The organism is Amycolatopsis orientalis, assembly GCF_000943515.2.
Taxonomy (GTDB): Bacteria; Actinomycetota; Actinomycetes; order Mycobacteriales; family Pseudonocardiaceae; genus Amycolatopsis; species Amycolatopsis orientalis.
On the sequence record NZ_CP016174.1, the window covers coordinates 4,880,048 to 4,904,663 of the forward strand.

Annotated in this window: 21 protein-coding genes; 11 read left to right on the plus strand and 10 right to left on the minus strand. The window is 69.6% G+C overall.

Going from position 1 to position 24,616, the window contains the following annotated elements:
• Positions 1-177 precede the first annotated feature (177 nt).
• Complete coding sequence (locus SD37_RS21385) at positions 178-660, minus strand: Lrp/AsnC family transcriptional regulator (RefSeq protein WP_065913101.1); 483 nt, start codon at positions 658-660, stop codon at positions 178-180.
• 135 nt (positions 661-795) lie between these two features.
• Between SD37_RS21385 and pdhA the strand changes: the two genes are divergently transcribed.
• From pdhA to SD37_RS21415, 6 genes are all read left to right on the plus strand, one after another.
• On the plus strand, positions 796-1,893 hold the full coding sequence (gene pdhA, locus SD37_RS21390; protein WP_044851872.1) for a pyruvate dehydrogenase (acetyl-transferring) E1 component subunit alpha: 1,098 nt from the start codon (positions 796-798) through the stop codon (positions 1,891-1,893).
• Positions 1,893-2,891: an alpha-ketoacid dehydrogenase subunit beta gene (locus tag SD37_RS21395; protein WP_044851871.1), complete on the plus strand. Its 999-nt coding sequence runs from the start codon at positions 1,893-1,895 to the stop codon at positions 2,889-2,891. Before pdhA ends, SD37_RS21395 begins: the two co-directional genes overlap by 1 nt.
• Complete coding sequence (locus SD37_RS21400) at positions 2,884-4,068, plus strand: dihydrolipoamide acetyltransferase family protein (RefSeq protein ID WP_065912916.1); 1,185 nt, start codon at positions 2,884-2,886, stop codon at positions 4,066-4,068. The genes SD37_RS21395 and SD37_RS21400 overlap by 8 nt, the downstream gene beginning before the upstream one ends.
• Before the next feature lie 81 nt (positions 4,069-4,149).
• Positions 4,150-5,538: an MFS transporter gene (locus SD37_RS21405; protein WP_145926687.1), complete on the plus strand. Its 1,389-nt coding sequence runs from the start codon at positions 4,150-4,152 to the stop codon at positions 5,536-5,538.
• Positions 5,444-5,722, plus strand: a complete 279-nt coding sequence (locus SD37_RS21410) for a VOC family protein (protein ID WP_235783606.1) — start codon at positions 5,444-5,446, stop codon at positions 5,720-5,722. Before SD37_RS21405 ends, SD37_RS21410 begins: the two co-directional genes overlap by 95 nt.
• A 77-nt stretch (positions 5,723-5,799) precedes the next feature.
• Positions 5,800-6,567: a PE-PPE domain-containing protein gene (locus SD37_RS21415; RefSeq protein ID WP_044851868.1), complete on the plus strand. Its 768-nt coding sequence runs from the start codon at positions 5,800-5,802 to the stop codon at positions 6,565-6,567.
• A gap of 96 nt (positions 6,568-6,663) precedes the next feature.
• Here SD37_RS21415 and fusA read toward each other — a convergent pair whose 3' ends face one another.
• Positions 6,664-8,715: an elongation factor G gene (gene fusA, locus SD37_RS21420; protein ID WP_044851867.1), complete on the minus strand. Its 2,052-nt coding sequence runs from the start codon at positions 8,713-8,715 to the stop codon at positions 6,664-6,666.
• 393 nt (positions 8,716-9,108) lie between these two features.
• On the opposite strand from fusA, the gene SD37_RS21425 reads away from it, so the two are divergent.
• From SD37_RS21425 to SD37_RS21435, 3 genes are all read left to right on the plus strand, one after another.
• Complete coding sequence (locus SD37_RS21425; RefSeq protein WP_044851866.1) at positions 9,109-10,128, plus strand: sigma-70 family RNA polymerase sigma factor; 1,020 nt, start codon at positions 9,109-9,111, stop codon at positions 10,126-10,128.
• A 77-nt stretch (positions 10,129-10,205) separates the two neighbouring features.
• Complete coding sequence (locus SD37_RS21430; protein WP_044851865.1) at positions 10,206-11,621, plus strand: MFS transporter; 1,416 nt, start codon at positions 10,206-10,208, stop codon at positions 11,619-11,621.
• Positions 11,618-12,361, plus strand: coding sequence for an isocitrate lyase/PEP mutase family protein (locus SD37_RS21435; RefSeq protein WP_044851864.1), 744 nt, complete (start codon positions 11,618-11,620; stop codon positions 12,359-12,361). Before SD37_RS21430 ends, SD37_RS21435 begins: the two co-directional genes overlap by 4 nt.
• 596 nt (positions 12,362-12,957) lie before the next feature.
• On the opposite strand, the gene SD37_RS21440 is transcribed toward SD37_RS21435, so the two are convergent.
• From SD37_RS21440 to SD37_RS21450, 3 genes are all read right to left on the minus strand, one after another.
• Entirely contained in the window at positions 12,958-14,295 is a 1,338-nt protein-coding gene (locus tag SD37_RS21440; RefSeq protein WP_236725074.1) for an IS1380 family transposase, read from the minus strand.
• A 314-nt stretch (positions 14,296-14,609) separates the two neighbouring features.
• On the minus strand, positions 14,610-15,764 hold the full coding sequence (locus SD37_RS21445; protein ID WP_044856404.1) for a serine hydrolase domain-containing protein: 1,155 nt from the start codon (positions 15,762-15,764) through the stop codon (positions 14,610-14,612).
• Between the two features lie 98 nt (positions 15,765-15,862).
• Positions 15,863-16,453 (minus strand): dihydrofolate reductase family protein, encoded by a 591-nt coding sequence (locus SD37_RS21450; RefSeq protein ID WP_044856405.1) that lies wholly within the window; start codon positions 16,451-16,453, stop codon positions 15,863-15,865.
• A 183-nt stretch (positions 16,454-16,636) separates the two neighbouring features.
• Here SD37_RS21450 and SD37_RS21455 point away from each other — a divergent pair, with 183 nt between their 5' ends.
• A complete protein-coding gene (locus tag SD37_RS21455; protein WP_044856406.1) occupies positions 16,637-17,131 on the plus strand; it encodes a hypothetical protein in 495 nt (164 codons plus the stop codon).
• A gap of 117 nt (positions 17,132-17,248) precedes the next feature.
• Complete coding sequence (locus SD37_RS21460; RefSeq protein ID WP_201788913.1) at positions 17,249-17,599, plus strand: DUF5997 family protein; 351 nt, start codon at positions 17,249-17,251, stop codon at positions 17,597-17,599.
• Here SD37_RS21460 and SD37_RS21465 read toward each other — a convergent pair.
• From SD37_RS21465 to SD37_RS21485, 5 genes are all read right to left on the minus strand, one after another.
• The gene (locus SD37_RS21465) at positions 17,596-18,345 is read right to left on the minus strand and encodes a LysR substrate-binding domain-containing protein (protein ID WP_044856408.1); all 750 of its coding nucleotides are present in this window, start codon (positions 18,343-18,345) and stop codon (positions 17,596-17,598) included. The two genes, SD37_RS21460 and SD37_RS21465, sit on opposite strands and share 4 nt — an antisense overlap.
• An 81-nt stretch (positions 18,346-18,426) precedes the next feature.
• Positions 18,427-21,150, minus strand: coding sequence for an AbfB domain-containing protein (locus tag SD37_RS21470; RefSeq protein ID WP_044856409.1), 2,724 nt, complete (start codon positions 21,148-21,150; stop codon positions 18,427-18,429).
• 9 nt (positions 21,151-21,159) lie between these two features.
• Positions 21,160-22,152, minus strand: coding sequence for an ABC transporter permease (locus SD37_RS21475; protein ID WP_044856410.1), 993 nt, complete (start codon positions 22,150-22,152; stop codon positions 21,160-21,162).
• The gene (locus SD37_RS21480) at positions 22,149-23,105 is read right to left on the minus strand and encodes an ABC transporter permease (protein ID WP_037311681.1); all 957 of its coding nucleotides are present in this window, start codon (positions 23,103-23,105) and stop codon (positions 22,149-22,151) included. Before SD37_RS21480 ends, SD37_RS21475 begins: the two co-directional genes overlap by 4 nt.
• 34 nt (positions 23,106-23,139) lie before the next feature.
• Entirely contained in the window at positions 23,140-24,615 is a 1,476-nt protein-coding gene (locus SD37_RS21485; protein WP_065912917.1) for a sugar ABC transporter ATP-binding protein, read from the minus strand.
• Between the last annotated feature and the right edge of the window lies 1 nt (position 24,616).

Here is a 24,616-nt window from a genome sequence, read left to right on the forward strand (position 1 = left end):
GATTCCTCCGCCTCCGCCGTCGAACCCGCCTGTATTCGGCGAAAGCGCGCCCGATGTTACGGCCGCGGCAGTGCCCGCGCCCCAGAGCCTCGTGAGTGGGTCGTTCCCGGGCCCGGTCCGTGAAGGCCTCCTTGAGGGAACCAGAGTCCCTCAAGGAGGCCTTCACGGACTCGACGATCACCACTCACGAGGCGCGACGCCGGGCTGCTCCTCGAAGATCAGCCAGGTCCGGGTGGACCGGACGCCGTCCAGGGCCTGTAGCCGTTCCAGGACGACGTCGCGCAGGGATGCGTTGTCCGGCGTCCGCACGAGCAGCAGGATGTCGAAGTCGCCGCCGACCAGCGACACGTGCTCGACGTACGGGATCTCCCGCAACTCGGCCGACATCGTCCGCCACGACGTCTGCTCGACGGTGATCAGGATGTACGCGCTCGTTCCGAGGCCCGCCCGCCGCGGATCGATCTTCGCGCCGAAGCCGGTGATCACGCCTTCGGACCCCAGCCGATCCAGCCTCGCGTAGGCGTTGGTGCGTGAAATGTGCAGCCGCTCGGCCAGCGCGCGGACGGCGAGCCTGCCGTCGGCCGACAGCTCGGCGAGGATGGCGCGGTCGATGTCGTCGAGGGCAAGGACCGTTCGTCCCGGATGCGGCCCGTGAGCCACGCCACTGCTGGACGCCTGGCTCGTCTGAACCGATCCCTCGGGCAGTTTGTCGCTCATTTCGCCTGCCTCTTGAACACTGGGACTCCGGAAACCACCATCTCAGCATCATATGTCTGTGAAAGGTGGTGTTGCGCCATGTCGCGAGAGACCCCTGCCGCCGCGTTGCTGCCGTCCGAAACCCCGGTGCGGTTCCTCGCCGAGGACGGCACGCGCGTCGACGAGCACGACGGCTACTCCGAACCGCCCGCCGACCGGCTCGTCGAGGCATACCGGCTGATGGTGCTCGGCCGCCGGTTCGACGTCCAGGCGACCGCGCTGACCAAACAGGGCCGCCTCGCCGTCTACCCGTCGAGTGCCGGCCAGGAGGCCTGCCAGGTCGCGAGCGCGCTCGCCCTCACCGACGCCGACTGGCTCTTCCCCACCTACCGCGACTCGGTCGCCCTGGTCGCCCGCGGGCTCGACCCGGGCGAGGTCCTCACGCTGCTCCGCGGCGACGCGCATTGCGGCTACGACCCCGCCGCGACCCGGGTCGCGCCGCAGTGCACGCCGCTGGCCACCCAGACCCTGCACGCGGCCGGGCTCGCGCACGCGCTGCGGCGCCGCGGCGAGGAGGCCGTCGCGTTCGCGCTCATCGGCGACGGCGCCACGAGTGAGGGCGACTTCCACGAGGCGCTCAACTTCGCGGCCGTGTTCCAGGCGCCCGCCGTCTTTTTCGTGCAGAACAACGGTTTCGCGATTTCGGTGCCGTTCGAGAAGCAGAGCGCCGCGCCCGCGCTCGCCTACAAGGGCGTCGGCTACGGCGTCCGGTCCGAACAGGTCGACGGCAACGACGCCCTCGCCGTGCTCTCGGTCCTGGACGACGCCGTCGCGCACGCCCGTTCCGGTCGAGGACCGGTGCTCGTCGAGGCGCACACCTACCGGATCGACGCGCACACCAACGCCGACGACGCCACCCGCTACCGCGACCCGGCCGAGGTCGAGAAGTGGCGTGCGGCCGACCCGGTCCGCCGTCTGGAGACCTACCTGACGAACGAGAACCTGCTGTCCGAAAAGGACATCGAGCGCTTCCGTGCCGAAGCCGAGACCTTCGCGGCCGGCGTGCGCGACACGCTCAACGCCGACGTCGAGCCCGACCCGCTCTCCCTGTTCGAGCACGTTTACGCCGAGCCGACCCGGCACCTGATCGCCCAGCGCGCGCAGATCGTCGCCGAACTCGAAGCAGTGGAGGCCTGATGAACGAGCTTTCGATGGCGCAGGCACTCAACGCCGCACTGCGCGACTCCGTCAAGGACGACGACCGCGTGCTGATCTTCGGCGAGGACGTCGGGCCGCTCGGCGGGGTGTTCCGGGTGACCGACGGGATCACCGCCGATTTCGGCGAGGAGCGCTGTTTCGACACGCCCCTGGCCGAATCCGGCATCGTGGGCTTCGCGGTCGGGATGGCGATGGGCGGTTTCCGTCCGGTCGTCGAGATGCAGTTCGACGCCTTCGCCTATCCCGCCTTCGAGCAGATCACCTCGCACGTCGCGAAGCTGCGGAACCGCACCCGCGGCGCGCTTTCGCTGCCGATGGTCATCCGGATCCCCTACGCCGGCGGGATCGGCGGCGTCGAGCACCACTGCGATTCGAGCGAGGCCTACTACACCCACACGCCCGGCCTGCGCGTCGTCACGCCCGGCACCCCACAGGACGCCTACGACCTCCTGCGCGACGCGATCGACTCACCGGATCCGGTGATCTTCCTCGAACCCAAATGCCGGTACTGGTCGAAGGAACCGGTCTCCTTCACCCGCGGCAACACCCCGATGGACCGCGCGGTCGTCCGACGCGAGGGCAAGGACGTCACGCTGATCGCCTACGGCCCGATGGTCGCGACGGCACTGGAGACCGCGGAGGCGGCGACCGCCGAGGGCTGGGACGTCGAGGTGGTCGACCTCAGGTCGCTGACGCCGTTCGACGACGAGACCGTCACCGCCTCGGTGCGGCGCACCGGGCGCGCTGTCGTCGTCCACGAAGCCGCCGGGTTCGGCGGTTACGGCGCCGAGGTCGTCGCCCGCGTCACGGAACAATGCTTCCATCAGCTGCACGCGCCCGTCCTGCGGGTGACGGGGCTCGACATCCCTTATCCGCCACCGAAACTGGAACGCCACCAGCTTCCGGACGTCGACCGGATCCTGGACACCATCGCCCGCCTGCAGTGGAACGACCAGCCGGCGGTGGCCGGTGCCTGACTTCCTGCTCCCGGACCTCGGCGAAGGACTGACCGAGGCGTCGATCGTGAACTGGCTCGTCGCGGAAGGCGACACCGTCGGTGTCGACCAGCCGGTCGTCGAGGTCGAGACCGCGAAGGCCGCGGTCGAGGTGCCGGTGCCGTTCGCCGGTGTGGTCCCCCGCCTCCACGGCGAACCCGGCCAGTCACTGCCGGTCGGAGCTCCCCTGCTCACCATCGGCCCCGGTTTCGCCGAGCCGGGCGTGACGACCGCGAGCGAAGGCAGCGGCAACGTCCTCATCGGCTACGGCACGACCACCACGACGAGGCGCCGCCGGACGCGCACCGTCGTCGCCACTCCCGAGAAGCCCTCGAAAGCACCCGGCGTGATCTCGCCCTTCGTCCGGAAGATGGCCGCCGACAACCGGATCGACCTGACGAAGCTCACCGGAACCGGTCCTGGCGGCATCATCCGGCGCGCCGACGTCGAAGCGGCGCTCACCGTCCCGGAGCAGCGGGACGGCGAGACGCGGATCCCGCTGACCGGGGTCCGCAAGGCGGTCGCCGACAAGCTGACGACCTCGCGGCGCCAGATCCCCGAAGCGACGGTCTGGGTCGACGTCGACGCGACGGAACTCGTCACGGCGCGGAAGTCGCTCAACGCCTCGGCACCGGACCGCCCGGTGAGTCTCCTCGGTCTCATCGCCCGGTTCGCCGTGGCTGGGCTGCGGAAGTACCCCGAGCTGAACTCGCGCGTCGAGGGCGAGGAGATCGTCCAGTTGCGCGACATCAACCTCGGTTTCGCGGCACAGACCGACCGCGGTCTCGTCGTACCGGTCGTCCGCGACGCGGGCTCACTGTCCACAAGGGAGCTTTCGGCGGCGATCCGCGAACGGACGACCCAGGCACGAGAAGGCAAACCCAGCCCGGCCGGCGGTACGTTCACGGTGAACAACTACGGCGTGTTCGGGGTGGACGGGTCGGCCGCGATCATCAACCATCCGGAGGCGGCGATCCTCGGCATCGGCCGGATCCTCGACCGTGCCTGGGTCGTCGACGGCGAGCTGGTGGCGCGGAAGATCTGCGAGCTGACGCTGGCGTTCGACCACCGGGTGTGCGACGGCGGGACCGCGGGCGGGTTCCTGCGGTTCGTCGCGGACTGTGTCGAGTCGCCGGTCACCGCGCTCGGGGATCTCTGAGCGGCGGCCACAACTCGCGGTTGTGGGCCGTCCACGGGTCGTTGTTCGACTTGGGCGCAGCGGCTTGCTTTGATCTCGCGCATGGGTGGACGGTCGCTGGGGCGACGATTCGGATGGCTTTGGGCGGCGTACGCGGCGAGCGCTTTCGGCACCAGGTTCGCGTTCGACGCGTTCAGCATCATCGCCATCGTGGTGCTGGGCGCGGGTACCACCGAGGTCTCGCTGCTGGCGTCCGCCGGTCTCGTGGCGGGCGCGGTGGTCGCGCTGCCGCTCGGCCCCTGGGTCGAGTTCCGCCGCAAACGGCCGGTGATGATCGCGATGGACCTCGTCCGCTGCGTGGCGCTGCTGACCGTCCCGGTGGCGTACGCGCTGGGGCTGCTCGGTTTCGGCCAGCTTCTCGTGGTCTCGGTCGTGGTCGCCGCGGCCGACATCACGTTCCTGGCGGCCAGCGGCGCTTTCTTGAAAACGCTGCTGCCCCGCGAAGACCTGCTCGTCGCGAACGCCCGGTTCGAGTCCACCACCTGGACCGCGACCGTGCTCGGCCCGCCGCTCGGTGGCTTCGCCGTCGGCCTGTTCGGGCCGGTGATCACGGTCGCCGCCGACGCGGTCAGCTATCTGCTCTCCGCGGCCGGGATCCGCGCCGTCGGTGGCGCGGAACCGCCGCCCGCGAGGCGGGACGGCCCCCGGTTGAGCGGCCGCGACCTTCGCGAAGGGTGGCGATTCATCCTCACCCACCCGGTGCTGCGTCCCCTCTTCGTCAACACGATCCTGGTCAACGGCCTGATCATGGCGACCGCGCCGCTGGTCGCCGTCCTGATGCTCGGGCAGCTCGGCTTCGCCCCGTGGGAGTACGCGGTCGCCTTCGCCGTGCCGTGTCTCGGGGGGCTGGTCGGGGCAAGGCTCTCCCGGCGGGTCGTCGCCCGGTACGGCCGCGAGCGCGTCCTCTTCGTCGCCGGCTGGCTGCGCGTCTGCTGGCCGGTCGGGCTGGTCTTCCTCCATCCCGGCGTTTCGGGACTGCTCCTGGTCATCGTCGTCGAGTTCTGCCTGATCACCTGTATCGGCGTATTCGCTCCGGTGCTCGCCACCAGCAGGCTCGAGCTGGTGCCCCTCGACCGCGCGGCCCGCACGCTGTCGGCCTGGTCGATCGCCGGGAAGCTCACCACCGCTGCCTTGACCGCGTCGTGGGGACTGCTCGCCGCGGTCACCGGCCCGCGGGCCGCGGTCGGGATCGCCGGGCTGCTCATGCTCGCGACGCCGCTCCTGCTCCCCCGGAACCGTCGGACCCCTGTGCCAGGATCGGCGCATGACGATCAAGAGGGTGGTTCCGGATCTGGAGAGCAAGTCGCTGGAGCAGGCGAAAGCCTTCTACGTGCGGGTGCTCGGCTTCGAGGTGGTGATGGATCACGGCTGGATCGTGACGCTGGCGGATCCGGCGCGTCCCGAGGTCCAGCTGAGCCTGATGACGCATGACGAGACGGCGCCGGTCGTGCCGGTCGCGTCCATCCAGGTCGACGACGTCGACGCGGCGTACGCGGAGGCGAAGGCGTCCGGCGCGGAGATCGTGCACGAGCTGACCGACGAGCCGTGGGGAGTTCGGCGGTTCTTCGTCCGCGACCCCGACGGTCACGTGGTGAACGTCCTCGCCCACCGCTGAAAGCCGTTTCATCAGAATTTCATGACGCATCCCTAGCGTTCGAGCACGCACCGTAGTCGAGCGAAAGGGAGTCGAATGTGAAGAAACTCAGGGGGGTCCTGGCAGCGGCCGCGCTGGCCATCGGGCTGATCGGCGTCACCGCGCCGGTGGCCCAGGCCGACCAGGCGCACTACTACATCCTCATCGGCGGCACCTGTGACGGCGCCGCGACCGTGTACGACAACGCCTGGCTTCGGGGCGGGATCCGGAAGGTGGTCCATTACCCGGCCGGGGCCGCCGGACTGCCCAACTGCGACCAGACGCCGATGGACCAGAGCGTCGCACGCGGGCACGAGGAAGCCCGGCGGGTCGTCCAGAGCTCCTTCGACGAGAACCCGGGGGCGGAGTTCACCGTCGTCGGCTACTCGCAGGGCGCGCTGGTCGCGAACCTGGTGCTGAACGACATCGCGGACGGCAGGCTGGGCGTGGACAAGTCGCGGTTCAGCGCGAAGATCTTCGCCGACCCGATGCAGCCGGTCGGTCCGCCGGGACGCGGGATCAGCGCGGTGCTCCCGCCGGGTGCGGGCGCGCCGTCGCCGTTCGGCGGCTACGTGTCGTTCGGTCCCGGTCGCACCGATTTCGGTGGCATCCCGTTCATCCGCTACTGCATCGAGACCGACGGTGTCTGCCACTTCGACACCTTCGAAGCACCTGGCGGGTACTTCGCCCAGCACCAGTGCTACCAGTGGGCCCGGCCGACCGATCACCGCTCGATCATGGAGGACACGATCGCGGACGGTGTGTACACCAACGGTTCGCACGCGCTGCCGCGGCAGAACTGCCGTCCGCCGTGGCCGTCGGCGTGACCGGCTGAAGACGGCTGTCACCCGGTGCCCGATCACCGGATGACAGCGGTTCGGGCGATGGCCCGCCCACAACGTCGTGGGCGGGCCATCGTCGGTCTACCGCGCCTGCTGCCCCACCGGCGCCGGGGCATGCCCGGTCGGCCGGGCGGTGAACGTGCCCCGGCCCTGGGTCCGGCCGCGCAGCCGCGTCGCGTAGCCGAACAGTTCGGCCAGCGGCACCGTCGCGGTGACCACGGTCGTGCCCGCGCGCGCAGTCGAACCCAGCACCCGGCCACGCCGGGCGGCCAGATCGCCGAGCACCACGCCGACAGCGCTTTCCGGCACGGTGACGGTCACTTCGGCGACCGGCTCCAGCAGCGTCATCGCCCCGGCGCGCAACGCCTCGCGGAGCGCGAACCGCCCGGCCGTCCGGAACGCCATCTCCGACGAGTCCTTCGAGTGGGTGGCCCCGTCGGTCAGCGTGACCCGGACACCGGTCACCGGATGCCCGCCGAGCGGACCTTCCGCCAGCGCGTCCCGGCAACCGGCTTCGACCGCGCGGACGTACTCGCGCGGCACCCGGCCACCGACCACAGTGGACCGGAATTCGAACTCCCCTTCTTCCAGTGGTTCGGTGTCGATGACGACGTGGGCGAACTGCCCGGCGCCGCCGTCCTGTTTGACATGCCGGTGCACGAAACCGGTCACGCCACGCGCGACCGTCTCGCGGTAGGCCACCCTCGGGCGCCCGACGCCGACGTCGAGTCCGTGGTCGCGACGGATCTTCTCCACCGCCACCTCCAGATGCAGCTCGCCCATCCCCGACAACAGGGTCTGGCCGGTCTCGCGATCGGCCCGGAGGACCAGCGACGGGTCCTCCTCGACCAGCCGCGTCAGCGCCGTCATCAGCCGTTCCGTGTCGGTTCCCGTCCGTGCCTCGACGGCGACCGACACCACCGGATCGGCGACGACGGGCGGTTCGAGCAGAATCGGATCCGACGGCGCGCACAGCGTCGCGCCCGCACGGGCGGCCTTCAGCCCGACCACCGCGACGATGTCGCCCGCGGCGGCGCTGTCCACCCGCGTGTGCCGGTCCGCCTGGACCCGCAGGATGCGGCCGACGCGTTCGGTCCGCCCGCTGCCCACGTCCACCACAGCCTCCGAAGTCCGGATCGTGCCCGAATACACCCGCAGGTACGTCAACCGCCCGGTGGCGGTCGAGGTCACCTTGAACACCAGTGCCGCGAACGGCGCCGACGGCTCGGCGGGCCGCTCGTGCGCCGTGCCTTCGTACTCGCCGCGGACCGGCGGGACGTCCGACGGTGCGGGCAGGTACGCCACCGCGGCTTCCAGCAGTGGCTCCACGCCGCGGTCGCGGTAGGCCGAGCCGCACAGCACCACGACGCCCTCCCCGGTCCGGGTCAGCTCGCGCAGCGCCGCGACCAGTGTCTCCGCCGAAACCGACGACGACGCGCAGAATTCCTCCAGCGCGGCCGGATGGAGTTCCGCCACGGTCTCGTCGAGCAGGCGGCGGCGCCGGTTCGCTTCGTCCACAAGGGACTCCGGAACCGGGCCTTCCTCGGCCGTCCCGGCACCGTCGGCCCAGACGAGCGCGCGCATCCGCAGCAGGTCGACGACGCCCACGAAGCCGTCCTCGGCCCCGATCGGCAGCTGGACCACGAGCGGACGCGGATGCAGCCGGTCCCGGATGGACTCCACGGCCGCGTCCAGGTCGGCGCCCGCGCGGTCGAGTTTGTTGACGAACGCGATCCGTGGCACGCCGTGCCGGTCGGCCTGGCGCCACACCGATTCGCTCTGCGGTTCGACCCCGGCGACGCCGTCGAACACCGCGATCGCGCCGTCGAGGACCCGGAGCGACCGTTCGACCTCGTCGGAGAAGTCGACGTGGCCGGGGGTGTCGATCAGGTTGAGGCGATGACCGTCCCATGAACAGCTGACGGCGGCGGCGAAGATCGTGATGCCGCGGTCCCGCTCCTGGGAATCGAAGTCGGTCACGGTCGTACCGTCGTGGACCTCACCCCGTTGGTAGGTGGTGCCGGTGACGTACAGGATCCGTTCGGTGAGGGTGGTCTTGCCCGCGTCCACATGGGCGAGGATGCCCAGATTCCGGACGGCGGACAGGGGGACACGGTGTGGTTCGGTGCGCATGGCGCGGGCCTTTCGAGATGATCTCCGGAAACTTCGACAGCGCGATTCCGGCGAACGCGCGCAGGCGGCCGTCACCGTTGCGGGACAACGGGAAGAGGGCGCGAGCGGGTCAGGCGTTCGTCAAGGAGCCGGTGCTAGCCGCGCGGCAGGCACCGGATGCGCGAAGACACGAGGATCACCTCGTACCGAGCCGAGGGGACGACGGCGGCGTGGCGATGACGCACGGTCCTGTCCTTCCTCGTCGGGGTGATACGCGGCGAGTGTAGCCACGGGAGAGCCGGTCCGGGAACCGGTTTTCCGCGGATCCCGGGGAAACTGGGCGGGGACCGACCAGTTTCCGGCGGCGGCGGTGTCCATCCTTTCGAGAGACACCACAGGAGGAAGGAGCCGGGCATGCGGGCGGACGAACTGCTGACCCTGGCGAAGACCGGCGACGGCGAGGCGTTCCGTGACCTCGTCGCGCCGTACCGCCGTGAGCTGCAGGTGCACTGTTACCGCATCCTGGGCTCGGTGCAGGACGCCGAGGATCTGCTGCAGGAGACGTTGCTGGCCGCGTGGCGCGGGATCGGCGCGTACGAGGAACGCGCGTCCGTGCGGACCTGGCTGTACCGGATCGCGACCAACCGCTGCCTCAACGCGCTGCGGACAGGCGGCCGCCGCCCGCAGGACCACGCGGCCTACCGATCGGAGGTCCCGTTGCCCGAGCCGTCGCGCCGCCGTCCGGAACCCAGCTGGCTGGAGCCATACCCCGACGTCCTGCTCGACGAGATCGCCGATCAGGTGCCCGGTCCGGAGGCGCGGTACGAGGTCAGGGAGTCGATCTCGCTCGCGTTCCTGGCGGCCCTCCAGCAGCTGCCGCCCCGGCAGCGGGCCGTGCTGGTGCTGCGGGACGTCCTCGGGTTCCGCGCCGCCGAGGTGGCGGAGATCCTCGACACCACCGGGAACGCGGTGACCAGCGCGCTGAACCGGGCGCGCACGGCACTGGCCAGGGAGCTGCCGGACGGCGACCGGGAGACCGCTCCCCTGCCGGATTCGCCGCGGGAACGCCGGATCGTCGACGAGTTCGCCCGCGCCTTCGAGAACGGCGACGTCGACACCATCGTGGCGCTGCTGACCGACGACGCCTGGCTGACGATGCCCCCGCTCCCCTTGGAGTACCAGGGCCCGGACGCCGTCGGGAACTTCCTGGCGACGGTCGCGTTCCGGGACGGCCACCGCTACTCGCTGATCCCGACCCGGGCGAACGGCCAGCCCGCCTTCGGCTGTTACCTCCTCGACCCGAGGACGCCGATCTGCCACGCGCACGGGGTACTCGTGCTGGCCCTCGCGGGCGACCGGATCACCGCGGTGACCCGGTTCCTCGACAACTCACAGCTCGCGGCCTTCGGGCTTCCCCGCTCGCTGCGCGGCTGATCCTTCCCACACCCACACACGCCCGCCGGGCGTGTGTGCCGTCCTGCCCGAAAACCCTTTCCCGCCAAGGAGAAACCTTGACACCCAAACAGGCGTGGGTTCTGGCGCTCGCCTCATTGGCGTCGTTCATGATGGCGCTGGACAGCCAGGTCGTGACGACGGCGCTGGGCACGATCCGCCGGGATCTGACCGCCTCGATCGAGCAACTCGAATGGACCGTCAACGCCTACAACCTCAGCTTCGCCGTCCTGCTGCTCACCGGGTCGGCACTCGGTGACCGGTTCGGCCGCCGCCGGATGTTCGTCACCGGCCTCGCGGTGTTCACGCTCGCCTCGGTGGGCTGCGCGCTGTCGGCGGACATCGGCACGCTGATCGCCGCGCGGACGGTGCAGGGCGCCGGTGCCGCGCTGGTGCTGCCGTTGTCGCTCACCCTGATCAGCGCGATCTTCCCGCCCGAACGGCGGGGCAAGGCGATGGGGCTCTACCTGGGGCTCACCGGACTGGCGACGTTCAGCGGCCCGTTCATCGGCGGCGCGATCGCCGAGGGGCTGGCCTGGCAGTGGATCTTCTGGCTCAACCTGCCGGTCGGCGTGGCCGCCGTCCTGCTGACGCTCCGCCGCGTCGACGAAAGCGCGGGCCCGAACAACCGGTTCGACCTGGGCGGTGTCGTCCTGGTGACCTTGGGAGCGCTGGGCATCGTCTGGGGACTGGTCCGGGGGAACCTCGCGGGCTGGGGCAGCGCCGAGGTGCTCGGCGCGCTGGTACTCGGCGTCGCCCTGGTGATCGCGTTCGTTTTCTGGGAGCGGCACAGCGAAGCACCGATGCTGCCGATGCGGTTCTTCCGGCTGAGGGCCTTCTCCACGGCCAACGCGGCGAACTTCTGCGTCTTCGCCTCGCTGTACGGCACGTTGTTCTTCCTGCCGCAGTACTTCCAGACCGCGCAGGGCTTCGGGCCGTTCGAGGCGGGGCTGCGGATGATGCCGTGGACCGCGACCCTGATGATCTGCGCGCCCATCGCGGGCAAACTGGCCGACAAGTACAGCGCGCGGACGTTCGTGGCCGCCGGGCTGCTGCTCCAGACCATCGGCATGAGCTGGATCGCCCTGGTCGCCGAACCCGGCACGAGCTACGCCGTTCTGCTGCCCGGGCTGATCCTCAGCGGTGTCGGCATCACCTCGGCCATGCCCGCCGCGCAGCGCTCGGTCGTCGGGGCCGTCCGGCCGCCCGAGATCGGCCAGGCTTCCGGCGTGTTCATGATGTTGCGGATCTTCGGCGGGGTGTTCGGCGTCGCGGTGACGGTGGCCGTTTTCGCCGGTGCCGGAAGTTACCTCTCGCCGTCGGAATTCGGCGGTGGTTTCACGACCGCGATGGTCGCCGTCGTCGCGTTCGCCTTCACCGGCATGCTGGTCGCCTTGGGTATGCCGGGCAGGCGGCCGGCCGAAGTTCCGCGGGCACCCGCCCTGTCCGGTACCGAACGAGGAGGAGACCGATGACCGATCAGAAGGCTCGCGCCGAAACGCTCCGCGGCCTGCACACTGGGAAAATGCTGGTCCTGCCGAACGTCTGGGACGCGGCGAGCGCCGAGGTCGTGGCGGAGGCGGGGTTCCCCGCGGTCGCCACCGCCAGTGCCGCCGTCTCGGCCATGCTCGGCTACCCCGACGGCGAAGGCGCGCCGTGGCAAGAGATGTTCGCGGCGGCGGGCCGGGTCGCCCGCGCGGTCTCCGTGCCGGTGACCGTGGACGCGGAAGCGGGTTACGGCCTGGCGCCGCGGGAATTCGTGGACCGGCTGCTGGAGACCGGTGCCGTCGGCTGCAACCTGGAGGACACCGACCACGCCACGGGCGGGCTGGTCGACGCCGGCGAGCACGCGCAGCGGCTCGCGGACATCCGTTCGGCCGCCAGCGACGCGGGCGTCCCGATCGTCGTCAACGCCCGGGTCGACACGTTCCTGGGTGACCGCGGGATTCCTGAGGCGGACAGGCTCGCCGAGGCCGTCCGGCGGGGCAGGCTCTACCGGGAGGCCGGCGCCGACTGCGTGTACCCGATCGGTGTGCGGCGGCGGGACGACCTCGCCGCGCTGGTCACCGAACTCGGGTGCCCGGTCAACGGGAACGTCGGCGAGGAACTGGATCTGGCGGCGCTCCGGGAATTGGGCGTGGCACGGGTGTCCTACGGTCCCCGCTTCTATCGCGCGGCGCTGGAAGGCTTCAAGACGGCCATCAAGAACCTCTAGGCCTGGCACTAGCTGGCGGGGCGTCGGCACTGGGAGTCGTGAGTGGTAATGACGGTTCTAACCGTCATTACCACTCACGAGACTTGACCCTGCCCGGTCACCGGTGTCTTGGGCCCCGCGCTGTCCGTGAAGGACTCCTTCCCTGCCCAGAAGGTCGGGTACCTCTTCGTGGTGGTGCAGCCGTCTATGAAGGAATTGGGACGTTGAGTGTCCCAATTCCTTCATAGACGCGGGTCACACTCGGTTGCGAAGCTTGATCAACAGAGGATCAGGGACATACCCCCAGAACCCGGCACACTCGAACCCCGCAGACACCAGCGACGTCACACCCGGACCACCACGAGCAGCACTGACCACCAGCCCCACCACTTCCCGCAGCCGGGAGCCCATGAAGGCACTCGCTGTGACTGGCGGCGCGCAAGTGTTACCGCTAGTGAGGGGTGTGTGGATTTAGGGACGTTGAACCTGGATCCACCGGTGGATGCGGGTGTTGATCTCGCCAATGTTGTCGATCTTGTGTTTTCGCTGGTGGCAGGGTGGGGTGCCGGACGTCTCATCCGGTGTGTCCACTGTGGTCCTGGTTGTTGGGGTGGGGGTCAGAGTCTTTGGTGTGTTGCGGTGAAGAGTGCTTGGTAGTGGTGTTGCCAGGGCCAGTTGGCTGGTAGTCGCAGGGTGATGCGGCGGGCGGTGCGGGTGATGCGGGCGGGGATGGTGATGAGATGTCGGCGGAGGGTTGCGGTGCGGGCTTTGGCGTGAAACATGCTGGTGAGGCTGCCGGTGGCGCGGAGCAGGTTGTGGGTGAGGCAGGCCAGGGTGAGCCAGGCCTGGTTGGCGGCGAAGCGGCCGGAGGGGAAGTGGGCGAGGGCGGCGTCGTTGAGGTCGGCGAAGACCTGTTCGATGATCGCGTGTTTGCGGTGGTACTCGTCGGCGGTGTGCAGGTCGAAGCCGGTGTCGGTGAACACGGCGTGGTAGTTCCAGGTGCGGAACAGCTCGCCTTGCTCGGTGGTGGTGAATCTCGGGGTGCGGCGCACGATCAGCCGCGCGGTGGTGATCTGGCCCGGGTTGGTGGTGGCATTGGTGAACGCGGTGTGGACTGTTTCGGCGATCTCCGCGTGCGTGATCCACTCACCGGTCTCGGGGTCGGGGATCGGGTGCCGGTAAGCGACCTGGCCCCAGTCGTCGTCGCCGATAGCGTTGATCGTGGCCATCACCGCCGCGTTTTTCTGGGCGGTGACCGAGAATGAGGCGCCCGTCCGGCGGATCGCGGTGATGATCGGGCCGGTGCAGAACGCTGAATCCGCGCGGACCACGAGCGTCCCGGTCGCGCCGGACCGGCGGGCGAGACCGATCGCCTCGGTGATCATCGACGCCGCTCCGCGGCGGGAATCAGCGTTCCCGCCGCGCAGCCGGGCGGTCAGGATCACCGGCGCGCAGACCGGGGACGACAGGGTGGCGATCAGGTGGTTCAGGCCGCGGATCCCGTTATAGGCGAACCCGCTGCCCTGTTTGCCGTGACCGTAGGTTTCCTTGATCTTGGAATCGATATCGATGAACGCCAGCTGCTCGACGCCGGCCAGCAGCGACGGCACCCGCCCGGCCAGCCGGATCAGAGCCTCGGAGGCGGCCGAGGTGAGCTGACGGACGTGGCCGTGGGTGAACCCGCGCAGCCACGACCCACACGTCGAGGGCGCGCGGAGACCGGTGAACAACCGGCGCATCCCGCCATGCCGGATCACGTCCAGGTCCTCGATTGAGTCCGCGCCGGCGACCATGCCCGCCACGACCGAGAGTGCTTTCGCGTCCGTGTTCGCACCGACCGGGATCCCCAGGTCAACCCGCTGTTCGATCAGGCCGCCCAGGCCGATGTCCTCGGCCAGCCGCAGCACCGGGACCAGCCCCGCGCACGACACGAGACCCGCATCATCGAACCTCACCGACACCGATCCGGCGGTATGAGAAGATCGCATCCAGCAGATGCCCTCTCGCTAGGTGGATTTGTTTCGTCGCAAGAACAATCATCCCAAGCCAGAGGGCATTTGCGCGCCCACGACACGTCAACCCCGCCAACAACACCGGTGGATCCAGGTTGAACGTCCCTAAATCCACACACCCCTCACGCCGGCCGCCGTCCCAGGAGCGGCGCGGACCAGCAACTCTGCGACTTTGCCAGGCCCCTGACCCTGAAGGTAGTGAAGGCCTCCTTCCCTACCCTGAAGGTAGTGAAGGAGTCCTTCACGGACCGGACCGGTCACTTGCAGAACGCGGTGTCCACTGTGGCCATCACGGCGGCGCTGCCCCGCTCGCCGTCGCCGAAGGTCCCCGGCATCGCGGTGACCGCGAGTCCGACGGTGCGGCCGTCTTCCGTGGCCCCACCCCGGGTCTCGAACCCGTGGATGTCCCCGCCGTGCCCCCAGTACACGCCACCGCAGCTGAGCGGGTTGCTCATCAGGCCGAGGCCGTAGCGGGCGCCCGGGAACAACGGGGCGTCGACGGTTTTCCGCATCTCGGCCAGCTGCTCGCGCGGCAGCAACGCCCCGTCGAGCAGCACTCGGAAGAACTTCGCGAGGTCGCTCGGCGTCGAGATCAGCTGGCCCGCGGCCCCGCCCCAGGACGGATCCAGCTCGGTCACGTCGATCACCTCGCCGCTCGTGGCGCTGCCGATCGCGTATCCCTGGGGGTGCGGCCCCTGGATGGTCTGGTCGCCGGGCTGCGGCCAGTAGGTGTGCCGCAGGCCCGCCTTCCTGATGACGCGTTCGGTGATCTGCTCCTGTACCGGGCGTCCGGTCACCTTCTCGATCACCATGCCCGCCAGCAGGTAACCGGTGTTGCTGTACTCCCATTTGGTGCCGGGGGCGAACTTCGCCGGATGGGCCAGCGCCGCGGCGAGCAGATCGTGCGGGTGGAAGAACCTGTGCTGGATCCGCTCGAACTCCCCCAGCCCGAGGTGCTCGGTGTAGTCCGGGAGCCCGCTGGTGTGCTGCAGCAGCTGCCGGATGGTGATCTTGGTGGCGTCGATGCCTTCGCCGCGCACGAGTCCCGGCAGGTACTTGTCGATCGGCGCGTCCAGGTCCACTTTGCCCTCCGCCACCAGTTGCAGGACGACGATCGCGGTGAACGTCTTCGTGTTGCTGCCTGCCCGGACCGAGCCGTCCCGCGGGACGGGGACCCGGCGATCGATCCGCGAGGACCCCGCGACCAGTGACGTCGTGCGTCCCCGGTTGGTCACCGAGGCCAGCGCGGCCGGGAATTTCTCCTGGCTCACCAACGAGTCGAGGCTCTTCCGCAGCTCCTGGCCCCCGGACGGGGCCGCCTCCGCCGCGGTGGTCCACGCCGTACCCATCAGCCCCGCCACCGTCAGGACCACAACGCCCTTGCGTACCGTCGTGGTGCTCGTGCCCGTCATTCGCACTCCTTCATCGACCGGATCAACACCGACAACGATGGCCGGATCGGACGCGAAGATCAGGAGGGCGGCCTCCCCGATTCCGGGTAGCGCTGGCGCTACCCCTGCTTTTCGACGGCGTAGCGGAGGACGATGTTCTCCGATCCCGCATGGGTTTCGCTGCCCAGCAACCGCAGGCGCGCGGTCGTCTTCCCGTCGAACGCGGGGGTGCCGCCGCCGAGCACGCCGGCCCCCAGCACGATGTGGAACTCGTCGACGAGCCCGGCGGCGAGGAGGTCGTTCCAGAGCACCCGGCTGCCGAACATCAGGATGGGCGCGCCTTCACCGCGCTTCAGTCCGGCGATGTACTCGTGCGCGTCGGCCCGGCGGACGAACGTGGTGGTGTCGCGGTACGGCCCGTCCTGTTCTTCGGCGGGGGTGTCGGAGACGACCACCTTCTCGATCTCGCCGTTGCGCCGGGAAATCGCCTTGTGCACTTCGGTCGCGGCCGGGTCGCCCGCCATCTGCGGCCAGAAGCCCTGGAACAGCTGGAATGTCCTGGCGCCCAGCAGGAGGGTCCCGGCTTCGGCCAGTTCGGCGTGGTTGTGGGTGTCGAACTCGTTGTCCAGCGGCATGGCCATGAAGTTCCCGCCCGGGCCTTCGTAGTGGCCGTCGAGGGACATCAGGATGGTGACGATGAGCTTGCGCATGTCTCGCTCCCAAGGGTCGTTCCGGTCCTTACCCCCATGCAGAGACACGACCGCGCGGAAACCCATCGGTCCCCGCGAAACTTTTTTCCGGCCGGAATTCGTCCCACCATTGTCCGCACGGGATCCGGCTGGTTAAGGTCAATTCGATAAGTGGACTAGACCACCTGAGGCCGGGAGGCGACGATGCCCCTCGACGAACAGCAGACCTGGGCGATGCTGCGCGAGCTGGACGAGCCCGGCCACTGGGAGGTGCCGCACGACTTCGACGGCCCGGCCGAACGGGCCCGGTTCGAACGGCTGGCCGAGCGGCTCGACCGACGATTCGGCTGCTCCTGCGAGGTCGACCGGCACGTCCAGGACGCCAGCCATCTCGGCAGGATCGTGATCCCGGCGGACGCGACGTCGGCCGTCGACCACCTGACCGTCACGGTCAGCAATTTCGGCGGCCTGGTGGCGGTGACACTGGGATATCCGGGCAGCTACGACGAAGACGAGGAACGGGAGTTCTTCCCCGCGGCGGAACGAAGACGGATCGAAGACGAACTGGAAGCACTCGGCTACCTGCCCGTCTCCGAACATCCGCTGTGGACCAGGTACACCGGCATCAGCGGATTCGACGCCCTCTACCCGCCGGACCGGCCGCCGTCGTGGTGGGACCGGTTCTTCGACTACCTCTAGACCGGTACGAGCGCTGAGGGCGCGTGACGGACGCCGTGCTGATCACAGGGCGTGAACTCCCGGCGCCAGGGCGCTCGTTACCCTGAGGCAATGACGTCGCACAAGACCCCTCAAACGATGAAGCCCGCGACAGCGGCGAAGAAGCTGGGCGTGTACCTCGAGGCCACCCCGGCGGAGTTCCAGGAGGGTGTCATCTCCCGCGACGAGCTGAACGCGCTGCAGGCCGAGCCGCCCGAGTGGCTGCGGGAGCTTCGCCGCAACGGGCCGCACCCGCGGCCGGTCATCGCGGCGAAGCTGGGCATCTCCATCAGCGGCCTGGCGCGCGGCGGGATCACCGAGGCCCTCACCACCGAGCAGATCGAAGAGATCAAGACCGCCGCCCCGGATTGGCTGAAGCGGGAGCGCGAAACCCACGCCGAGGTCCGCAAGGAGGAGGCGCGGGTCAAGGCGGCACGGAGCGAAAGCTAGCCCCTGCGGCGGCGCTTCCCGCCGTTGGGAGCGCCGCGCCGGCCGGGCGGCGGCTTCCGAGCCCCGGGCTGGGGGCGTTTGCTCTTCGCCGGGGCCTGCTTCTGCTTGTCTTGAGCCTGCTTTTCCGGGGTCTGCTGCCGTCCCCGCGTGCTGTTGACGGTCCGGCCCCGGACGATCCCGATGAACTGCTCCATCAGGTCGGTGGTCTCGTCCTCCGGCCAGGACAGCGCGACGCCGGACTCGGGCGTCCCGGAGATCGGGCGGTAGGTCAGGTCGCGGCGGTGATGCAGCCGGGCCAGTGACTGCGGGACGACGAGGAGCCCGACCCCGGCGGCGACCAGCTCGATGGCGTCCGCCGTGGTGGCCGGGCGGTCCAGCGCCGGTTTCCCGGGCGGTCGCTCCCAGTCCAGCGTGTCGTCGAGCGGGTGCAGCACGACGTCGTCGGCGATGTCTTCGACGGTGACCTCGTCGGCGGCGGCGACCACGTGGTCCTTGGGGACGACGACGACCGTGGTCTCGGTGTAGAGCGGGATCGCGTGCAGACCGGTGCGGTCGATCGGGAGCCGCAGCAGGACGGCGTCCACCTCGCGGTCCCGGACCAGCGCCGCCGCCTCCGCGGCGGTCGTCTGGACGAGGTCGAGCGGCACACCGGGCGACCGCTCGTTCCAGATCCGGACCCACTTGGAAGGCGTCACGCCGGGGACGTACGCGAGCTTGAAAGAGAGAGGTACGTCCGGGCCGGTCATGGACGCAAGGTTACCGGGGGTCCCTCTCGGTCTCGTGAGTGGTAATGACGGTTAGAACCGTCATTACCACTCACGAGGCGGTTACGGAGCCCAAGCCGCCGAGACCGTCCAGGTCACGTCCTGGTCGTACGACACCGGGTTGTCGAACGGGTGGCCACCGCCGCTGATGGCGACGAAGACCTCCTCGGCGTAGTGCCGCATGTTCGTGCCCAGCTCGTTGACAGACGCCAGCCGGACCCCACCGGACCCCGGCTGGGCGCAGAAGGTCGCGTCCTTCCGGAACAGGTCGGTGTTGTCGTTCCGGGCGAGGCGGACCCGGAAGTCCGCGTGCCGCAGGAACTGGCCAGGATAGTTCCGCGCCTCCAGCGAGTAGCACGACGGATCCGCGAGCCCGCGCCGGATGACGAACGTCGCGTCCGCCTTCAGCAGCGCCGCACTCGACGCGTTCACCACGTCCGTCCGCGCGAGACCGTCGCGATGCCGCAGGTAGCGGTCGGTGAAGCCCGGCGTGGTCACCCTGAACGACCGCGCCTGGTCGAGCGGTAGATCGGCGCCGCTGCGCCACAGCGGGACCGAGGCCGCCCACGTCGTGTCCGCCGCGAAGCTCGTCGGCGTGTCCCAGGGGTTCGCCCCGCCGCTGCGCGCGAGATAGACGGTCTCGGCGTAGTGACGGATGAAGGCGCCCCGCTGGTTGAACGACTCCAGCGACGTACCGCCCGCGCCTTCCCTCGCGCAGAACGTCGCGTCCGCGGCGAACAGGGCGGAACCGTCGTTCGCGTCCTTGCGGATCCGCGACGACGCGTGCCGCAGGAAGTGCCCGGGATAGTTCCGCGACTCGAACGACAGGCACGACGCGTCCGCGAGCCCCTGCCGTGCCCAGAACGTCGCGTCCTTCTTGCCGAAGTCCGCGCTGCCCTCACCGAGGACGTCGGTGCGGACGAAGCCGTCCTGGTGCCGCAGATAGCGATCGGTGTACCCGGCCGTGGTGACCCGCAGCGACACGAGTTCGCCCCGGCCGACCTCGGTGCCCTTGGCGATGGCGAGCACCTTCTGGTTGATCTCGCGCACCCGCGCCTCGGTCATCTTCAGCACGCGCCGGTCGTAGGTGTAGAACCCGTTGACCTCGTTTTCGACGTCGTACGGCTCGGTGTAGACCGACGCCGAAAGCCCGCGCCCGTGCACGAACCGCCCGACCTGCTTCGTGATCTCCACGTACCTGTTCGTCAGGGACGTCTCGTCGGGGTACAGCGCGCCGTACGCGAAGCCCTTGCCCGGCTCCCACTCGTGCCCGGGCACCTGCCTGCCGAGTCCGCCGTACTCCCCCAGCACCGCGACCCGTCGCGCGTCGGGTTGCCTCGTCCCGGTGGAGACCTGGTACGCGTGGTCGTCGATCACGTCGCCGTTGCCCGGATCCGGATCGGACACACAGCAGTTCGAGCCGGAGTTGTGGTTGATCAGCCGCGTGCCGTCGATCGAACGGACCAGGTCGACGATCCGCCCGGCTTCGTACTCGCCCCAGCCCTCGTTGAACGGGACCCACTGCACGATCGACGTGATGCCCTTGTGCTGCTCGATCATCCGCCGCAGTTCGGATTCGTAGTTCGCGTGCCCGTTCGGGACCTCGTCGACGGCGTCGAGCGCGGGCATGTCCTGCCAGACCATCAGCCCGAGCCGGTCGGCGTGGTAGAACCAGCGCGCGGGCTCGACCTTGATGTGCTTGCGGACCATGTTGAAGCCCAGTGCCTTCTGGCGTTCGAGGTCGAACCGCAGCGCCTCGTCGGTCGGCGCGGTGTAGATGCCGTCCGGCCAGTAGCCCTGGTCCAGGGTGCCCAGCTGGAACACGAACTTCCCGTTGAGCAGCGGGCGCATCACGCCGCCGACCATCGCCTTGCCCAGCGACCGCATCCCGAAGTACCCGGTGACGACGTCGCCTCCGGGCAGCCGTACGCGCAGGTCGTACAGGAACGGGTCGTCCGGTGACCACAGCCGCGCGTTCGGCACGGGGACCCGGATATGCGAGCCCACCGTCCCGCTCGCGGTGCCGACCACCTGTCCGCCCGAGAGGACTTCGGCGGTCGCCTGCTGCCCGGGTGTGCCTTGGACGACGAGATCGAGCGCGCCGCCGGGGACGTCGGGAGTGGTGTCCAGCCGGGTGATGTGCTCGGCCTGGACCGGTTCCAGCCAGACGGTCTGCCAGATCCCGGACGCCGCCGTGTAGAAGATGCCGTCGGGCGTCTTGCGCTGTTTCCCGATCGGGTACCGGCTGCCGTCGACCGGCGACGCCACGCCGACGACGATCTCGTTCTCCCCCGCCTTCAGGGCCGGGGTGATGTCGAAGGAGAAGGCGTCGAAGCCGCCGGTGTGGCTGCCGATCGACGTCCCGTTGACCCAGACCCTGGTTTCCCAGGTGACGGCGCCGAAGTTGAGTTTCACCCGTCGTCCGTCCCAAGTGGACGGAACGGTGAAGGTGCGCCGGTAGAACATGTTGTCCTCATGCCGTTTGATCCCCGAAAGCATCGACTCGATCGGGTAAGGCACGAGGACGTTCTCGCTCAGCGGTCTGCCGATCGGTGGCGAGTTCAGGTTCGGCGCTCCGGTGAACCCCCAGGTCCCGTTGAGGTTGAGCCATTCCGACCGGACCAGCTGCGGACGCGGGTACTCCGGCAGCGCGTTCGACGGCGAGACCTGATCCGTCCAGGGGGTGGGAAGCGGGACGGGAGCGGCTTGAGCGACGGGCACCAGTGTCGTCGCGGCGGCCAGCAGACCGGCCACGACGCTCAGGGCGCGCGCGGTTCTTCGGTGCATGCGATCTCCCTATCTCCGGGCGGTCGTGCGCGCCAGCGACCGCTGCAGCACAACGACCACCAGCAGGAACGCGCCGCTGACCACCGATTGGTAGTTGCTGTCGAGAGTTCCTATCTGGTTGATGACGTTCTGGATGACCGTTCGGATGCCCACGCCGATGACCGTTCCGAGAATCGTGCCCATCCCGCCGGTCAGCAGGGTGCCGCCGATGACGACGACGGAGATGGCGTCCAGTTCGAGGCCGACCCCGATCACCGTGACGCCGGATTGCAGGTAGGCCGCGGTGAGCGCGCCCGCGAGGCCGGAAAGGACACCGCTCAGCACGTAGACGGTGACCTTCGTGCGCGCCGCCGGCAGCCCCATCAGCCTCGCGGACTGTTCCGAGCCGCCGGTGGCGAACACCGACTGCCCGAACCGGGTCCGCCGCAGCAGGAGCCCGCCGAGCAGGCACAACGCGGCCGCGATGAACACCGGATAGCCGAACCCGAAGAGCGTGCCGCGGCCGAGTTCGACGAAAGCCTCGCCCTCCGGGATCTTGTACGTCGTCGCGCCCTCGGTGGTGATCGCGAGCAGCAGGCCGCGCGCGAAGAGCAGCGTCGCCAGCGTGACGATGAACGGCGCCATCCCGGTTTTCGCGACGAGGAGTCCGTTGATCAGCCCGATCAGGCCGCATACCGCCAGCGGCAGCACCAGCGCGACGAGGAAACCCCACTGCGAGCCGTAGGCGGCGAGAACCCCACCGAGCGCGTAGACCGAGCCCACCGACAGGTCGATCCCGCCGGTGATGATCACGAACGTCATCCCGAGCGCGACGATCGCGAGGAACGAGCTCTGCAGGGCGATGTCGCGCAGGTTGTCCAGGCTGCCGAAACGCGGGAACAGCAGCCACGCGACGGCGACCATGAGCACCAGCGCGATCGCCGCGCCCTGTTTCTGCAGGACTCCGGTCATCAGCTCGCGCCGGGTGGAGTCCTGGGCGGCCATAGTGGGCGCCGCGGTCATCGGCTGCTCCGTTCCCGTGCGACGTACACCGCGCCGACGATGATCGCGGCCTGGACCATCTGAGCGGTCGAATCCGGCAGGTTGTGCTTGATGAGCGTGGCGCGGACGAGCTGCATGAGCAGGACGCCCATCACCGTGCCGAGGATGCGGACCCGGCCGCCGGTCAGCGGGGTGCCGCCGACGACGACCGCGGTGATCGCGGACAGTTCCATCAGCAATCCCGCGTCGGCGGGGTCACCGGCGCCCAGCCGGGCGGTGGAGAGGACCCCGGCCAAGGCCGCGAGCAGCCCGCAGATCGCGTAGACCCCGATGAGGACGCGGTTGACCGGCAACCCGGCGAGCACACTGGCCCGCCGGTTGCCGCCGATCGCGACCAGCCGCCTGCCGAACGCCGTCTTCCCGACCAGTGCCGCCACCAGCACGGCGAGTACCGCCGCGATGAGCACGCTGACCGGGATCCCGAGCACCTCGCCGGTGCCCAACGCCAGGAACGTCTCGTCGTGCAGCTGGATCAGCCGGCCGTCGGCGAGCACGAGCGCGAGGCCGCGGCCGCCCACGAGTAAAGCGAGTGTCGCGACGATCGGCTGGATCCCGACCCTGGCCACGAGAACGCCGTTGAACGCCCCCGCCGCCAACCCCGCCGCGAGCGCGATGGCGACGGCGGGCAGCGTCCCGTAGCCGAGGTACAGCGGGACGAGCGCGGCCGACAGCGCCATGACCGCGCCCACCGACAGGTCGACGCCCTCGGTGCCGATCACCAGCGCCATCCCGAGCGCGACCACCAGTACCGGCGCCGCCTGGACGAGCTGCGTGCGGAAGTTGCCGGCGGTCAGGAAGTTCGCCGTGAACGCGATGTTGAACAGCACCAGCGCGACGACGGCGACGTACACGCCGTACTCCTGCAGCCAGCGCGCGACCCGGGTCCGGTCCACCGTCTTCGCCGTGTCCGTCATGGTGCTTCCCGGATCCTCTGTTCTCCGCTGGGTGCTAGTCATCCGCGCCGCCCGAGGCGATCGCCGCCAGCACGCGGTCCTGCGTCAGCTGGTTGCCGGCCAGTTCCCCGACCACCGCGCCGTCCTTGAGCACGATCAGCCGGTCGGCGCCGTCGAGCAGTTCCTCCATCTCCGACGAGATCAGCAGGACGGCCAGGCCGTCTTTCGCGAGTTCGTCGATGAGCGCCTGCACCTCCGCCTTCGCGCCGACGTCGATACCGCGCGTCGGCTCGTCGAGCAGCAACACCGTGGGTTCGGTGCACAGCCACCTCGCGAGCAGCACCTTCTGCTGGTTGCCCCCGGAGAGTTCGGCGACCTTCTGATCAGGGCTGGATACCTTGATGCGCAGCCGTTTCACGAAGGTGTCGACGATCCGGTCCTGCCGGGCGCGGCTGACCAGGCCGAAGCGGGACAGCCTCGGCAACGCGGCGAGCACGATGTTCTCCCGCACCGAAAGATGCGGGATGATCCCCTCGGTCTTGCGATCCTCGGCGAGCATGCTGATCCCCGCGCGCATCGCGGCCGCCACGTTCCCGCGCGCCACCGGTTTTCCGCCGACGAGGACGGTGCCGCCGGAGAGCGGCAGGTCGCCGACGATCGCCCGCGCGGTCTCGGTCCGGCCCGAACCGAGCAGCCCGGCGAGCCCCACGATCTCGCCGGGCCTGATCGACACCGAGACGTCAGAGAGCCGGTTGCCGCTGGACAGGTTCTCCGCGCGCAGCACCGGTTCCCGGCCCGCCTCGTGGTCGCCCTCGAAGGCCGTCGCCCCGTGCGAGCGGATGTCGCCGACGCTGCGGCCGAGCATCATCGACACCAGTTCCAGCCGCGGCAGGTCGGCGAGCGGTCCGGTGTGGACCCGCTTCCCGTCCCGCAGCACCGTCACCCGATCGCAGATCCGGTACAGCTCGTCCATCCGGTGACTGACGTAGACGATCGCGATCCCGCGTTCGTGCAGCCTGCCGATGACCTCGAACAGCGTCTCGACCTCACGGGGTTCCAAAGAGGACGTCGGCTCGTCCATGATCACGACGTCCGCGTCGACCGACACCGCGCGGGCCAGCGCGACCATCTGCTGCGCGCCGACGCCGAGTGTCCCGAGTGGACGGCGGACGTCGGTTTCGATGCCGTAGTCCGCCAGCAGCGCCGCGGCCTCGGAGTTCATCCGCGGCCAGTCGACGAGCCCGAAGCGTGTCCTCGGCTCGCGGCCGAGGGACACGTTGCTCGCCACGCTCATCAGCGGGATGAGGTTGACCTCCTGATAGATCGTGGAGATCGCGCCCCGCGCCCGGACCGTGCCGGAATCCGGCCTGTGCACGCCGGTGAGCACCTTGATCAGCGTCGACTTGCCGGCGCCGTTCTCCCCCACCAGCGCGTGCACCTCGCCCGGCCGCAGCGCGAACGACACGTCGTCGAGCGCGCGCACCCCGGCGAACGTCTTCGTCACGCCTTCGACCTCGAGTACCGGTTCCATC

Bases quoted from the DNA above. Each gene is read 5' to 3' on its own strand.
- SD37_RS21480 (WP_037311681.1), bottom strand. From the start codon at position 23,105: ATGACGGACACGGCGAAGACGGTGGACCGGACCCGGGTCGCGCGCTGG.
- SD37_RS21425 (WP_044851866.1), top strand. From the start codon at position 9,109: ATGCGGGCGGACGAACTGCTGACCCTGGCGAAGACCGGCGACGGCGAG.
- fusA (WP_044851867.1), bottom strand. From the start codon at position 8,715: ATGCGCACCGAACCACACCGTGTCCCCCTGTCCGCCGTCCGGAATCTG.
- SD37_RS21460 (WP_201788913.1), top strand. From the start codon at position 17,249: ATGAAGCCCGCGACAGCGGCGAAGAAGCTGGGCGTGTACCTCGAGGCC.
- SD37_RS21465 (WP_044856408.1), bottom strand. From the start codon at position 18,345: ATGACCGGCCCGGACGTACCTCTCTCTTTCAAGCTCGCGTACGTCCCC.
- SD37_RS21455 (WP_044856406.1), top strand. From the start codon at position 16,637: ATGCCCCTCGACGAACAGCAGACCTGGGCGATGCTGCGCGAGCTGGAC.
- SD37_RS21475 (WP_044856410.1), bottom strand. From the start codon at position 22,152: ATGACCGCGGCGCCCACTATGGCCGCCCAGGACTCCACCCGGCGCGAG.
- SD37_RS21405 (WP_145926687.1), top strand. From the start codon at position 4,150: ATGGGTGGACGGTCGCTGGGGCGACGATTCGGATGGCTTTGGGCGGCG.
- SD37_RS21435 (WP_044851864.1), top strand. From the start codon at position 11,618: ATGACCGATCAGAAGGCTCGCGCCGAAACGCTCCGCGGCCTGCACACT.
- SD37_RS21485 (WP_065912917.1), bottom strand. From the start codon at position 24,615: ATGGAACCGGTACTCGAGGTCGAAGGCGTGACGAAGACGTTCGCCGGG.
- pdhA (WP_044851872.1), top strand. From the start codon at position 796: ATGTCGCGAGAGACCCCTGCCGCCGCGTTGCTGCCGTCCGAAACCCCG.
- SD37_RS21395 (WP_044851871.1), top strand. From the start codon at position 1,893: ATGAACGAGCTTTCGATGGCGCAGGCACTCAACGCCGCACTGCGCGAC.
- SD37_RS21445 (WP_044856404.1), bottom strand. From the start codon at position 15,764: ATGACGGGCACGAGCACCACGACGGTACGCAAGGGCGTTGTGGTCCTG.
- SD37_RS21450 (WP_044856405.1), bottom strand. From the start codon at position 16,453: ATGCGCAAGCTCATCGTCACCATCCTGATGTCCCTCGACGGCCACTAC.
- SD37_RS21470 (WP_044856409.1), bottom strand. From the start codon at position 21,150: ATGCACCGAAGAACCGCGCGCGCCCTGAGCGTCGTGGCCGGTCTGCTG.